A 13321-nucleotide genomic window follows, 5' to 3' on the forward strand; every position below is an offset into this window, starting at 1 on the left:
ATTCCCGACGTGTCCTCTCCCCCACATCATGCATTCAACACGCTATAAATAGGGACTTTCCCCGCGTGTTGAACGCCGTGTGGAAGAAGCTACGTCTCGTGGCCGATACGGCCTACTGAATGAAGTAAATGGTGATGAACAAGCCGATCCACACAACGTCAACGAAGTGCCAGTAATAAGACACAACCATTGCCGCCGTTGCCTGAGCCGGGGTGAACTTCGCCTTTGCAATCCTGAGGAGTACCACTACGAAACCAAGCACACCTGCAAGCACGTGTGCGGCGTGGAAGCCGGTGGTGATGTAGAAGGTAGATCCGTAGACACTGCCTGGAATGGTGAGGCCGTGCTCTACCAGGTGGTAGTACTCGTATGCCTGACCAAGCAAGAAGATAGAGCCAAGCAGGATGGTCGCTGCGTACCAACGACGCAGACCGAACACATCACCGCGCTCTGCAGCAAAGACGCCGAACTGTGCAGTAACGGAGGAGGAGATCAGAATGGCTGTAATAACCATTGCGTAAGGGACGTTCAGATGATCTGCCCCATGCTCCCAAGAGCCGTTACCGATACCGTTGGCTCGCGATGTGAAGTACATCGCGAACAGGCCGGCGAAGAACATCAATTCCTGAGACAGGAACACGATCGTGCCGACACTGACCATATTTGGGCGGTTCAGTGCCGCAACACGTGGTGTTGCTGCCATATCTGGGTTTCCAATTGCGCTCGTCACGCTATCTAGTATGGCCTTTTGCCTTGCTAAAGTCACGTCACGCGCCTAGGTTTTTCCAAGAACTTTCGACCGCGTCATCTTTGTTAAAAACGGTTCCATTGGGGGAAAATTATTCTTCCCTACACGTCCCCCCTGCCTTAAAAAAGTGGCTAGAAGAATACAAGCAGGTCAAAAGCTATTTTCTTCGCAGTCTTGAAAAGCTAGAAACTTTATTGAACATAAAAATGTACTCTTTGGGCAAAATCCATACTGCTATTTGTTGAGAGTTATCTCACATCGTTGAGCGAGAATTTCTAGAATTCTCATACTTAAGTTTGCCCCTCAACTACCTGCGGTTTTATCGGTTGATTACCCCCGCAATCTCCCCCAAAAAAAATTTTGGAATCTTCTGGGAACTTTTGTGGAACTTCATACGACGACAAAAACCACCTCCCTCTCCGCCGGCTGTGTAGCTGCCAAGGTGGAAAGGGAGGTGGTGTGAAACTTCGTGTCAAAGAAAGACTAGTGCTTTTCCTTCGGAAGACCGTACTGCAGGTTCAGCATGGTCGTGGTGTAAATGAGAAGGATAGCGCCAATAATGATCATCCAGTAGTGCATGAACACAATACCGAAGCCGAGTACTGCGACTGCACCGGACATAGCTGCTGGCCAGATCGAGAATGGGGAGAAGAAGCCCAAGGTACCAGCACCGTCAGAGATCTCCGCCTCTTCCCAGTCTTCAGGAAGAATATCAATGCGGTTGTCAGTGAAGTGCAGGTATCCGGCGAGCATCAGGGACAACAGGGTGGCCAGGATCATGGAGACGCCACCAGCCCACTCAAAGTTGTAAGAGCCAGCCCCTTCGATGAAACGGTTGCCCGAATCGTCCACGTACATGGTGGAGAAGAAGTAGATCAGAGACATAATGCCTAAGAAGGCAGTCATGCCGTACATGATTTTTGCGGTTCCGCGCATGTTCTTTTACCTTCCTCTTTCTTAAGCGCCGTGGTTGTCGCGGGCGTTAGCGCCGTCACGAGTGTCAACGCGACCGGAGTTGAATGGTGCGGTGGAAGTAGCGTAGCCAGCCTCACCGATAGACTCAAGAGCTTCGGAGTTCTGTGCCTGTGGGTTAGCCTTGCGGAACTCTAGGTACTGAGCGAACTTCTCTGGAGAAACAACGCGCAGTTCGAAGTTCATCATCGCGTGGTAGGTGCCACACATTTCAGCACAGCGGCCGACGAATGCGCCTTCCTTTTCAATCTTTTCGATCTGGAAGCGACGCTCCTGCTTGTTAGCTTCTGGGTGCGAGTAGGTATCGCGCTTGAATAGGAATTCTGGAACCCAGAACGCATGGCTTACGTCAGCAGATGCAAGCTGGAACTCAATGGCTGTGTTCGAAGGAAGAACCAACACTGGGATTTCTTCGGTGGTGCCGAGGGTTTCGATCTTGTTGAAGTGCAAGTAGGAAACATCGGACTTGGAACGACCATTGATTGGGTTGTTGCCGTTTGGATCAATCTTGGAGGCCTCTGCGATATCCTGGCGTTCCTTATCGATACCGTCGTAGTCCTTACCATCCTTGGTCAGTTCGCCGGCAACCTTCTGGTAACCAAACTTCCAGTTCCACTGGTAAGCGGTGACGTCAACGACAACCTTTGGATCCTTATCCAAAGCGGTGACCTTATCCTGAGTCTGAACAGTGAAGAAGAACAGACCCATCACGATCAAGATTGGAGCGATGGTCAAAACCAACTCAACCGGGATGTTGTACTGGGTCTGACGTGGGAATTCACCCTTGCCATTCTTCTCTGCGCGCTTGGCAGACCAAGCGAACATGCCGTAGACAAAGAGGCCCCACATGATGAAGCCAATGATCCAGGCACAAACCCAAACCCAAACCCAGAAGTTATACATTGCGGTTGCTTCAGGGGTAATACCCTTCGGCCAGCCCATGCCTAGGAACCAACCCAGCGCTCCTTCTGGAGCTGCCACGTCACATCCTGCTAGGGCGAGGCCACCAAGACCCAAAACACTGCCGAGCAATGCTTTGCGACCAAAGCCACGCTTGTGCTGCTGTTCCACGCGCGTCTGCCTTCCTTTAAACACTAGTTCTCTTCAACGGGCGACATTTACATGCGCACATTCGCCCCTCACCTACTCCAGTATCTTTTTGCTCTGTAGCGGTGTGGGCATGCGCAGTTGTGCGCCCATGTCTATCTTCGCAGGATAGCGCATAACGTGCCATTTTCAGGAACTTTCGCGCTTTGTCTTTCGCACGCTCATTTTCTACCGGTTCTTCCGTTTATTGGCCTGTACATGCCTTATTGCACGTTATTAAAGCGTGAGCTGCCAGTAGTCTGTTACCCATTTCACAAATCTGGTGGGCGTTATCATCCTTTCGTATGCCCACACTCCCACTGACCTTTTACCCCCGCCAGTGTGGTGCAGATTGAGCCCCCGAAAGGCCTTGAACATGGTGTTTTCTTTTTCGAATGACCCGGGAGGTGGGGGCACCAGCTTTGTTCCCACAACGTTGGCACGCGATGTTCTTCGCACCCCTCCCCCGCTAGTCTGGGAACCTTTAGCTTTCACGGATTCACACTAGCGGCGTCGTCAGGCGTCACCCCACTACTGGACACGCCGTTTTTTGCGTTGCGACGTCTGTGAGAGATCCACAATGCGCGTAGGGTCTGCCCGCATGCTGGCTTACTAATGACGTGCGTTTGGTTTTGTCTTCACGTCTGTACCGGTGCGTGGCGGTATTGTGGAGTATTCTTATTCAAGAATTTTCTCTTTATATAGGAGGCTTGACCCTTAATATGTGTGGACTTCTCGGCGTGCTCACTGCCGGCGCCCAAGGCAAGCAGTTTGTTTCTGCTATTGAAAAAGCACTTCCCTGCATGCGTCACCGAGGACCTGATGAGGCTGGTTCGTGGCATGACGAGCATGCTGTGTTTGGCTTTAACCGGTTGTCGATCATTGACCTTGAGCATTCTCACCAGCCGCTTCGTTGGGGACCTGAGGGCGAGCCGGATCGCTATGCCATGACCTTTAATGGCGAGATCTATAACTACATTGAGCTTCGCGAGGAGCTGTCCGCCCTGGGTTACACCTTCAACACTTCTGGCGATGGCGAACCAATTGTTGTTGGTTTCCACCATTGGGGTGCACATGTGGTGGAGCATCTGCGTGGCATGTTTGGTATCGCCATTTGGGATACCAAGGAGCAGCGTTTGTTCCTTGCGCGTGACCAGTTTGGCATTAAGCCTCTGTATTATGCGACCACTTCGGCCGGTACGGCTTTTTCTTCAGAGAAGAAGTGCATTCTGGAGATGGCAGAGCACCTTGGTCTAGGTTTAGAGCTTGACCGTAGAGCTATTGAGCATTACGTGGATTTGCAGTACGTGCCTGAGCCTGAGAGCTTACACGCTGAGATTCGTCGTCTTGAATCGGGGTGCTTTGCGTTTGTTTCCCCTGGCGGAAAGGTTGAGCAGACTCGGTATTTCCGCCCGCAATTCCGTGCCCAGAAGGTTCCTGCTGGCCAAGAGCAGGATCTGTTTAATCGGATTGCGCGCGCTTTGGAGGACAGTGTTGAGAAGCACATGCGTGCTGATGTCACGGTGGGCTCTTTCTTGTCGGGTGGCATTGATTCCACTGCGATCGCGACTTTAGCGAAGCGGCATAATCCTGATCTGCTCACCTTTACCACTGGTTTTGAGCGTGAGGGTTATTCTGAGGTTGATGTTGCTGCCGAGTCGGCTGCTGCTATTGGTGTGGAGCATATTGTCAAGATTGTTTCTCCGGAAGAGTATGCCAATGCTATTCCGAAGATCATGTGGTATCTCGATGATCCTGTAGCTGACCCTTCGTTGGTTCCGTTGTATTTCGTTGCTCAGGAAGCTCGTAAGCATGTGAAGGTTGTACTTTCCGGTGAGGGTGCAGATGAGCTTTTTGGTGGTTACACCATTTATAAGGAGCCTTTGTCGCTTGCTCCTTTTGAAATGATTCCTTCGCCTTTGCGTAAGGGTTTGCGCCAGTTGTCGAAGGTGTTGCCTGAGGGCATGAAGGGCAAGTCGTTGCTTGAGCGTGGTTCGATGACAATGGAAGAGCGTTATTACGGTAATGCTCGTTCCTTTAATTTCGCGCAGATGCAGCGGGTTATTCCGTGGGCGAAGCGAGAGTGGGATCACCGCGAGGTGACGGCACCTATTTATGCGCAGAGTGGTCATATGGATCCTGTGGCACGGATGCAGCATTTGGATCTGTTTACGTGGATGCGTGGCGATATTTTGGTCAAGGCGGACAAGATTAATATGGCGCATTCGTTGGAGTTGCGTGTTCCGTTCTTGGATAAGGTCGTGTTCGAGGTTGCCGAGTCCATTCCGCATGACTTGAAGATTGCGAATAACACCACGAAGTATGCGTTGCGTAAGGCCATGGAGCAGATTGTTCCACCGCATGTGCTGCACCGGAAGAAGTTGGGTTTCCCTGTCCCGATGCGTCATTGGTTGGCTGGCGATGAGCTGTATGGCTGGGCGCAGGATACGATTTCGGCTTCCGGCACTGATGAGATTTTTGATAAGAAGGCCGTGATGGAGATGCTGGTTGAGCATCGTCAGGGTGTGAGTGATCATTCTCGTCGTTTGTGGACGGTGTTGGCATTCATGGTCTGGCATGGCATTTTCGTGGAAAAGCGCATTGATCCAGGTATTGAGCAGCGCGATTATCCTGTCTACTTGTAGCGAGGATGCCCGCCTGCGCGATCTTCCAGCACTGCCCTCGTGTCGTAGTTAAGCGAGCGCTTCGAGGTGGTTCAGGTATTTCTCGCCCCTAGTGCATTGTGCGCATAAGAACACCGCTTCACACTGCTGTGTGTGAGGCGGTGTTGTGCTGTCAAGGGTCTTTAACAGCACGCATGGGTGTATTTGTGCGGTTATCCGTTGACTGGTGGTGGGAACGCAAAAAGCCAGAACTGTCGGTGCACGTGGTGTGCGTTGATGGTTCTGGCTTTATGTCACACGTGATGTTTGGGTAGGTGTTTTTACCCGTGCGTGTTCATCGTCTGTGTGGCGTTTTTAGTTGAAGGAGTCGCCGCAAGCGCAGGATCCGCCTGCGTTGGGGTTGTCGATGGTGAAGCCTTGGGATTCGATGGTGTCGGCGAAGTCGATCTTTGCGCCGGAGAGGTATGGCACGCTCATCTTGTCTACAACGAGGCGCACGCCTCCGATGATGTCTTCTTTGTCGCCGTCGAGTGCGCGGTCGTCGAAGTAAAGCTGGTAGCGCAGACCGGCGCAGCCGCCTGGCTGTACGGCAATCCGGAGTGCGAGGTCGTCGCGGCCTTCTTGGTCGAGAAGTGCCTTAGCCTTCGCCGCTGCGGCTTCGGTAAGAATGACACCAGTGTTGGATGCGGGTGCAGTCACTGTTGTTGTGCTCCTTTTATGTGGAAGTTGATCATGCATCGTCTGCGTTTCGACGTCGTATGCTTCGCGTTGCCGCTGGTGCGGTTGTGCGTGTGCGAACGTTGTCGGGGCGCATGTGATGTTTTTCAAATTTTTATCTTCGCCCCATTATGCACGCTTGTGCCCCCTTCTGGCTAGACGAAGTTCACAATTAGTCCTTGTTCTGCCTTAACTGTGCAGGTAATTAACCTGTTTTTTGGTTGGTTTATTTTTTCACTGGTTGCTTCGGCTGTGACTTTCGTAAACGTTGACAAAACTTAGTACTCTGGTTTTCGTGAATTCAAACATTGAGGAACCAAAGAAGCAGTCGAAGGCTTATACCCCGAAGAAGGGGCGGCCGACTCCTTCGTTGAAGCAGGCGAAGGCGCAGCCTGGCACGTTTGAGGCTCGTTATAGTCCGGCGGCGACGTTGGGTGAGACGAGGAAGCAGCGTAAGGAGCTGAAGGCTTCGATGTCGCCACAGGAGTGGAAGGACTATAAGAAGGCTCAGAAGGATGCCCGTAGGGAGCGTCAGCGTGCTGCTCAGCGCGGTATGGATAGTGGCGATGAGCGTTATTTGTTGGCTCGCGATAAGGGCCCGGAGCGTGCGTTTGTGCGTGATTTCATTGATTCGCGTCGCTATTTGAATAATTTTGTGATGCCGTTTGCTCTTGGTTTGTTGTTGATCATGGTAATTACGTCGCGTTTCCCGACGGCTTCGACGATTGTGTCGACGATTGCCATGGTTGTCATGCTTGGTTTCTTGGTTGAGGGCATTATGTTGGGTCGTGCTGCTTCGCGTGCGGTTCGTGCGAAGTTCCCGAATACTACTGAGTCGGGTACTGCGATTGGTTTTTACGCTTTTGGTCGTGCTACTCAGCCGCATCGTTGGCGTACTCCGAAGCCGAAGGTCAGTATTGGCGACAAGGTGAGCGCGTAAGTCAGGTTTGTGTGCGCACGCTGGTTTTAGGTGGGGCTAGGTCGGGTAAGTCCGCTTTTGCGGAGGATCTTATTGGGCCTGGCCCTTGTGTGTATGTGGCTACGGCGCGTCCGTGGCCGGGTGATGAGGATTTTGCTGCGCGGATTTCGCATCATGTTGCTAGGCGGCCGGCGCATTGGGTGACTGAGGATTCGGTGGATGCGGTTGAGTTGTTGCGTGATCCGCCCGGTGGCGCGGTGATGGTTGATGATGTGGGTACGTGGTTGACTCATGTGATTGATCGTGAGCAGGCGTGGGAGTTGCCGCGGGGGTCTGTTTCTCCTGTGTGCGCGTCGCTTGTCGACGCCGTTAATAGGTTCCCGGATGCGCAGGATTTGGTGTTGGTCACCCCTGAGGTTGGTTTGGGTGTGATTCCTGAGCATTATTCTGGCCGGTTGTTTCGGGATGAGTTGGGGGCGTTGAATGCTCAGCTTGCTGATGTTTGTGAGCGAGTTGTCCTTGTTATTGCTGGTCAGGCGCTAGTATTAAAGGACGTTTAAACACTGTTCTTCTGCTGCGTGTTTTATTGCTTGGCATGTCATGGGCGCGTGTGTTTTTCGTTGTTTGTTTTCCGCTTGATGGTGTCTGCTCCGTTGTGTGTTGGTGGGGCTTGATGCATCTGTGTTGAAAGGTTTTGAGTGATTTCTGATATGCAACCTGCTGATTTTTTCCCTCGTGTCCAGGCTCCTGATGAGCAGGTGGCGGATGCTGCGCGTGCGATGCAGTTGACGTTGACGAAGCCGACGGGTTCTCTTGCGCGTTTGGAGGATGTGGGGGTGTGGCTTTCCGCGTGTCAGCGGCAGGTGCCGCCGCGTAAGTTGGTGCAGCCTCGTTTGGTTGTTTTTGCTGGCGATCATGGTATTGCGATCAAGGGGGTGTCACCGTATCCGAAGGAAGTGTCTATTCAGATGGCGGTGAATATTAATGCTGGTGGCGCTGGTGTGAATGCTATTGCGAATGCGTCGGGGATTGGTATTCGGGTTGCTGATATTTCGCTTGATCATGATGTTTCTGGCCCGGAGCGGGTGTGTCGTGGTTCGGGTTGTATTGATGTTGAGGATGCGATGACTCCTGAGCAGTTGGTTGCTGCGATTGAGGTGGGTAAGCGTATTGCGGATCAGGAGATTGATAATGGCGCTGATGTGTTGATGGCTGGCGATTTGGGTATTGGTAATACTTCGCCTTCTGCTGTGATCGTGGGGTTGTTGACGAATAATGAGCCTGTGGTTGTTACTGGCCGCGGCTCTGGTGTGGATGACGAGGGCTGGAAGCGGAAGGTTGCTGTGGTTCGGGATGCGATGTTCCGTGCGCGTGGCGATAAGGGTGATATTTTAGCGATTATGCGCAAGGTGACTTCCCCTGAGCTGGTGGCTATGGCAGCGTTTTTGGCGCAGGCTGCGGTTCGTCGCACCCCGATCATTTTGGATGGTGTTGTGGTTACTGCTGCTGCGATGTTGGCGGATCGGCTTGCCCCGGGTGCGCGTAAGTGGATGGTGGCTGGTCACCAGTCGGCTGAGCCTGCACATCAGTTTGCTTTGGAGTATTTGGGTTTAAAGCCGTTGCTGCAGTTGGGTATGCGTTTGGGTGAGGGTTCTGGCGCTGCTGCTGCGTATCCGTTGTTGGTGATGGCTGCGAACATTATGAATGATATGGCGACGTTTGAGTCTGCTGCGGTGTCGGGTAAGGATGCGGTCCCTGAGGATCGTTTCGCTGATTAGTGTCTGCACTCCCCCACTTTCGCAGTTGAAGAAGGTGGGGGGTTGATTTTTTGAGGGTGCGTTGTGAGCGATAAGGCGTTTTTTGTTGAAGGTGAGCATGGCCCGGCTGTGGTGGAGGGTCCTGCAACTGCGTTGAGTTGGCTGACGGTGCTTCCACTGAAAGGGGCTACCGCGTTTGATCGCACGACGGGTGGTCGTGTGATGATGAGTTTGCCGGTGGTTGGGGTGGTTTTGGGGGCAGTAGGTGCGTTGCTTGCTGTGTGCGTGTCACTGCTGGGTTCTGCCGGTTTGTTGTGTGGGACGCTCGTTGTGGTGGCGTGGCAGTTATTGACACGTTTCATGCATCTCGATGGGCTTGCCGACGTCGCTGATGCGCTGGGGTCCTATGCTCCCCCTGAGCGGGCGCGGGAGATTTTGGCAGATCCGCATGCGGGGTTGATTGGTATGGCTTCGGCGTTGCTGGTGATGCTGGTACAGATCGCCTCGATTGCTCAGTTGAGTGCAGCTGGTGTGTCGGTGGTGGTTTTTGTCATTCCGGTGGTGGGTCGGTTGTGCACAATGGTTGGCGGGTCGGTGCGTTTTTCACCAATGAAACCTACCGGTTTTGCGGCGATGGTGGTCGGTACTGTGCCGACCAAAGCTATTGTGTTGTGGTCGCTGGTGGTAATTGGCCTTGGTGCCGGCATTGCATCGCTCGCAGGGTTTCCCGTGCTGGTCGGCGCGGGTGTTTTCGCTGTGTGCGTGCTTGTGTGCTTGGGGGTGGCTGTGGTTCTTGCCCGCCATTGTGTGAAGCGATTTGAGGGACTCAATGGCGATACTTGTGGCTTTATTAACGAGATCACAGCGAGCGTGTGTGCTGCTGTGCTTGCGGTTCTTGTGAGCTTTTTCCTCACATCCCCATAGCGCTTATCACCTTGGAGTATGAGTCTTAAGCTCTGCTCGGAAAGTTCGTCACTCGACCTTTTCTCCCTTCAGCGCTGAATCGGATGCATGAGGTACCCACAAAGAGTGTCTATTGGTTTGTGTGTGAGGGTTCGACTCAGATGAGGAGATTAGCCAAATAACCAGGATGGCATGTAGAGATCCGGCTGATGTCGATTAAGGATAGTTGGTACAGGGGTGTTTTTCTTCGATGTTGGGCGCGACCCCCGAAAAGTAGACACATTTAAGCGGTGATTGCTGAGATAGATTTTAGCGCAAATGCTTGCGCTTCAAAAGTGTTGGGGGCGCAGTATTTCAAGTAACTGTGCCGACGTGTGGTGTTGTACCTGACACACCAAGAAAACACTTCTTTTCGACATTGGAGCATGGTGTCAAAGACCTTCCGATCTTGAAGGACTTCACGTTTTAATGTGGCATTAAACGACTCTGCAAGCGCGTTATCCGCACTCGTGCCAACACCACCCATGGACTGGGTCACTCCAAGAGATTTACATTGCTGTTGGAAAACCTGTGAGGTGTACACACTTCCATGATCTGAATGGAAAATCGCACCTTTTAGTGACCCACGCTGGTCTTTTGCCATGGCGAGTGCTTCACCAATAAGATCAGTGCGCATGTGATCAGCTAACGCAAACCCGGTGAGTTTACGGGAGAAACAATCAATAACTGTGGCCAGATACATATTCCCACCACCTTTAATCGGTAGGTAGGTGATATCACCCACATACACTTTATTCGGGCGATCAGCAGTGAAATTACGCGTGACCAGATCCGGGAAAACACTGCGATCTTTCCTGGAAATAGTGGTTTTGACCTTGCGTTTTTTGCTGTACCCACGCAGATTCATCGATGCCATCAACCTAGCAACACGTTTATGATTAACAGGCTCATACTGATCGGAAATTTCAGCCGCGATACGTTTCGCCCCGTAACAGCCATTGAACTGGTTGAACACAGAAAGAATACGCACCGCCAACAACGAGTCCTCGCACGTTTTAGTGTTACGAACAGCACGAGCTTTGCGCCACTTGTAAAACGATGAGGCATTAAGTTTCAGCACCTCACACATCCGCTTGACCGAATAATCGGTTCGATGGTCTTCGACAAACTGGAAGCGGATCACCAATTTGTCTCTTCCGCGAAATATTTAACAGCCTTACGCAAAATATCACGCTCTTCAGTCATTTTACGCAGCTCACGCTCAAGCTCACGGATACGTTCAGCTTCAGAAATTGCCTGAGCTTGCCGCTTTTGCACCGCAACACGAGAACGCTTACCAGTGCCCAAATCCTTGACCCACGTATGCAGAGATTGCCGATTAATCCCCAAATCAGCAGCGGCCTTCGCTAGAGACAGTTCCGAGTTCTCATAAAACGCAACAGCGTCACGCTTGAACTCATCTGAATAAAACCTTGGCATAAAACTACAGTACCTTCCTCCCACCTCATACAAGCGGGAAATCAGGTGTCTACCAAACGGGGGTCAGGTCCGTTGGAGGAATGCATCAGGTCATGGCGGTTTTCGGGTTCTTACTCGCTACGCGATCTGTTCGGATAATCGTTCCGTCAATACAGGCGAAAAGTTTATTATTCTCCTTAGCCCGGATTTTTCATGGGTGTGGGGTGAAAAGGTGAGCAAAAAGTAAAGAAAGTGCTTCTTGACCTGCTAGAATAGAGATGTTTTGAAGTCAATAATCTAGGCAGAAAGAAACACTTTCAAGGTGAAGACTACCACATACATTCCACGGGTTGCTAGCTGTTCTCATCTTGTATCCGGTGCGGGGGTGTTACCGTTTGCTCACGTAGCCGAATTGGTGGGAATAAGTGACTGCCTTGATTCCGCTTTGCCGCGTTCTGGGCTCACGCACACGTTAGGGGATGTGTGGGTGAATCTGGCTTTATCGTTGATTGCTGGTGGGGATGATGTCCACGACATCACCTTGCTTTCTTCTGTTTCAACCGCGTTAGCATCAAAATCGTTACCGTCAGTGACAACCGCATGGCGGCGGATCACAGAATATGCAGATACCAGCGAGCATGTGCGAGAAGGGTTTATCCACGCAGCGAAACAAGCTCGCACTAGGGTGTGGGATTTGTTAGGTGATCACGCTCCGCATCGGGTGGCAACAGTTGAACAACCACTGGTTATCGATATTGATGCCACGTTGATTACCGCACATTCCGATAAGGAAAACGCGACGCCTACCTATAAGAAAGGCTTTGGTTTCCACCCGTTATGTGCCTTTATTGATTACACCAGCATCGGTCTGCCTGGTGGGGAGTTTCTTAACTGCCTGCTTCGACCAGGAAATGCCGGGGCAAACACAATTCGTGATCACTGCCAGCTTGTTGACGAGATTCTTGCCACCCTGCCTGATCACAGTGATGGTCAACCCTGGGGCAAACGATTAGTCATCCGTGCTGACAGTGCTGGTGGGACAAAGAAATTCATCAGTTTCCTCAACGATCACAACCTTGGGTATGTTCTGGGTTATTCCGCCCCGCCGACAGCGCGCATCACCCTTGACCATCACCTTCAATCCCAACAAACAACCAACGCTGATACACAACACTTGGGAACCAGTGCTCACACAGGCAAAGACTGTGATCGGTGGGATACTCGGGTGCCGATTGTGCGTGCTTCAGGGGATCTGGTTTGTGATGAGAACCATTTCCTTGAAGACATCACCGGACTACTGCGCACCGCAAATATAGATGAGCACCAACCTTTGGTGAATCTTCTAGCTGACTACCCCGAGGATATGCGTGTTATCGCACGAATCGAACCACCCCACCCAGGGTGCCAACACAGTCTTTTCAACCAACATGGTGTTCGCGCCCAACTGTGCGTAACGAACCTTATTGGGAATATTCAACACATTGACTACTGCTACCGTAATCGGTCTTTATGTGAACAACACATCAAAGACACCAAAGACCAAGGCCTTAGTAAACTGCCGTTTAAACAATTCGGGGCGAACCAAATCTGGTGTTTGATCGTTGCACTATCCCACCAACTTCTTACCTGGACGAAACTCATCGACGCCTGCCACCACAAGGATCATTCACACCAAGAAACAAGCAAGCCTTGGTGGACATGGGTGCCGAAGACTATCCGTGTAAGGTTTGTTGCGGTTGCATCAAAAATCACCACAAGCAGCAGACGCATCATCCTCCAGCTTGACCAGCACAACCCCCACACCCACACACTGGTCACGCTTATTGGCTACACCCAGAGCCTTCTACAGCCACGCTGGAAGAAACGAAAACCCTAACACCCCTAGGCCCACACACGCGATCTGGCAGCCACACTGCAGGCACACCCCAACCCCCAAACCCCACACAACTTTATGGACGCACACCTTGCCCTAAAAACCACGAATCAAAGGGCGAAGGTGAACCAACCAACCCCACAAACACACCACCCCAACCCACCACCACCAAACCCACCCCATGAAAAATCTGGGTTAGCATGGCGTAATGCGTCTATGAGGGTGGGAGTTTTTTAGGGAAACAACTTTCAGCGCTTCAAGAAT

General features: G+C 51.9%; 11 protein-coding genes. 6 read left to right on the plus strand and 5 right to left on the minus strand.

The window, feature by feature from the left end:
• Nucleotides 1-112: 112 nt before the first annotated feature.
• The 3 genes from ctaE to ctaC all read right to left on the minus strand — a co-directional run bounded on the left by ctaE (nt 113) and on the right by ctaC (nt 2791).
• On the minus strand, nt 113-730 hold the full coding sequence (ctaE, locus tag CFELI_RS09030) for an aa3-type cytochrome oxidase subunit III (protein WP_277104069.1): 618 nt from the start codon (nt 728-730) through the stop codon (nt 113-115).
• 501 nt (nt 731-1231) lie between these two features.
• A complete protein-coding gene (gene ctaF, locus CFELI_RS09035; protein WP_277104070.1) occupies nt 1232-1684 on the minus strand; it encodes an aa3-type cytochrome oxidase subunit IV in 453 nt (150 codons plus the stop codon).
• A gap of 21 nt (nt 1685-1705) precedes the next feature.
• The gene (gene ctaC / locus CFELI_RS09040) at nt 1706-2791 is read right to left on the minus strand and encodes an aa3-type cytochrome oxidase subunit II (protein WP_277104071.1); all 1086 of its coding nucleotides are present in this window, start codon (nt 2789-2791) and stop codon (nt 1706-1708) included.
• Between the two features lie 737 nt (nt 2792-3528).
• Here ctaC and asnB point away from each other — a divergent pair.
• A complete protein-coding gene (gene asnB / locus CFELI_RS09045; RefSeq protein ID WP_277104072.1) occupies nt 3529-5451 on the plus strand; it encodes an asparagine synthase (glutamine-hydrolyzing) in 1923 nt (640 codons plus the stop codon).
• A gap of 333 nt (nt 5452-5784) precedes the next feature.
• On the opposite strand, the gene CFELI_RS09050 is transcribed toward asnB, so the two are convergent.
• Entirely contained in the window at nt 5785-6129 is a 345-nt protein-coding gene (locus CFELI_RS09050) for a HesB/IscA family protein (protein WP_277104073.1), read from the minus strand.
• A gap of 313 nt (nt 6130-6442) precedes the next feature.
• On the opposite strand from CFELI_RS09050, the gene CFELI_RS09055 reads away from it, so the two are divergent.
• From CFELI_RS09055 to CFELI_RS09070, 4 genes are all read left to right on the plus strand, one after another.
• Nucleotides 6443-7087: a DUF3043 domain-containing protein gene (locus CFELI_RS09055; protein WP_277104074.1), complete on the plus strand. Its 645-nt coding sequence runs from the start codon at nt 6443-6445 to the stop codon at nt 7085-7087.
• 11 nt (nt 7088-7098) lie between these two features.
• Entirely contained in the window at nt 7099-7626 is a 528-nt protein-coding gene (locus CFELI_RS09060; RefSeq protein WP_277104075.1) for a bifunctional adenosylcobinamide kinase/adenosylcobinamide-phosphate guanylyltransferase, read from the plus strand.
• Between the two features lie 150 nt (nt 7627-7776).
• Nucleotides 7777-8844: a nicotinate-nucleotide--dimethylbenzimidazole phosphoribosyltransferase gene (gene cobT, locus CFELI_RS09065; protein ID WP_277104077.1), complete on the plus strand. Its 1068-nt coding sequence runs from the start codon at nt 7777-7779 to the stop codon at nt 8842-8844.
• 63 nt (nt 8845-8907) lie between these two features.
• Nucleotides 8908-9747 (plus strand): adenosylcobinamide-GDP ribazoletransferase, encoded by an 840-nt coding sequence (locus tag CFELI_RS09070; RefSeq protein ID WP_277104076.1) that lies wholly within the window; start codon nt 8908-8910, stop codon nt 9745-9747.
• 262 nt (nt 9748-10009) lie between these two features.
• Here the strand turns inward: CFELI_RS09070 and CFELI_RS09075 are convergent.
• A protein-coding gene (locus CFELI_RS09075) for an IS3 family transposase (protein WP_374724700.1) occupies nt 10010-11205 on the minus strand; the annotation gives its coding sequence in 2 pieces (ribosomal slippage) (nt 10010-10920 and nt 10920-11205; 1197 coding nt in all).
• A 301-nt stretch (nt 11206-11506) separates the two neighbouring features.
• Between CFELI_RS09075 and CFELI_RS09080 the strand changes: the two genes are divergently transcribed.
• Nucleotides 11507-13060, plus strand: coding sequence for an IS1380 family transposase (locus tag CFELI_RS09080; RefSeq protein ID WP_290258967.1), 1554 nt, complete (start codon nt 11507-11509; stop codon nt 13058-13060).
• Nucleotides 13061-13321: the final 261 nt, after the last annotated feature.

Source organism: Corynebacterium felinum, assembly GCF_030408755.1.
In the GTDB taxonomy this organism is placed as follows: Bacteria; Actinomycetota; Actinomycetes; order Mycobacteriales; family Mycobacteriaceae; genus Corynebacterium; species Corynebacterium felinum.

Bases quoted from the DNA above. Each gene is read 5' to 3' on its own strand.
- ctaF (WP_277104070.1), bottom strand. From the start codon at position 1,684: ATGCGCGGAACCGCAAAAATCATGTACGGCATGACTGCCTTCTTAGGC.
- asnB (WP_277104072.1), top strand. From the start codon at position 3,529: ATGTGTGGACTTCTCGGCGTGCTCACTGCCGGCGCCCAAGGCAAGCAG.
- cobT (WP_277104077.1), top strand. From the start codon at position 7,777: ATGCAACCTGCTGATTTTTTCCCTCGTGTCCAGGCTCCTGATGAGCAG.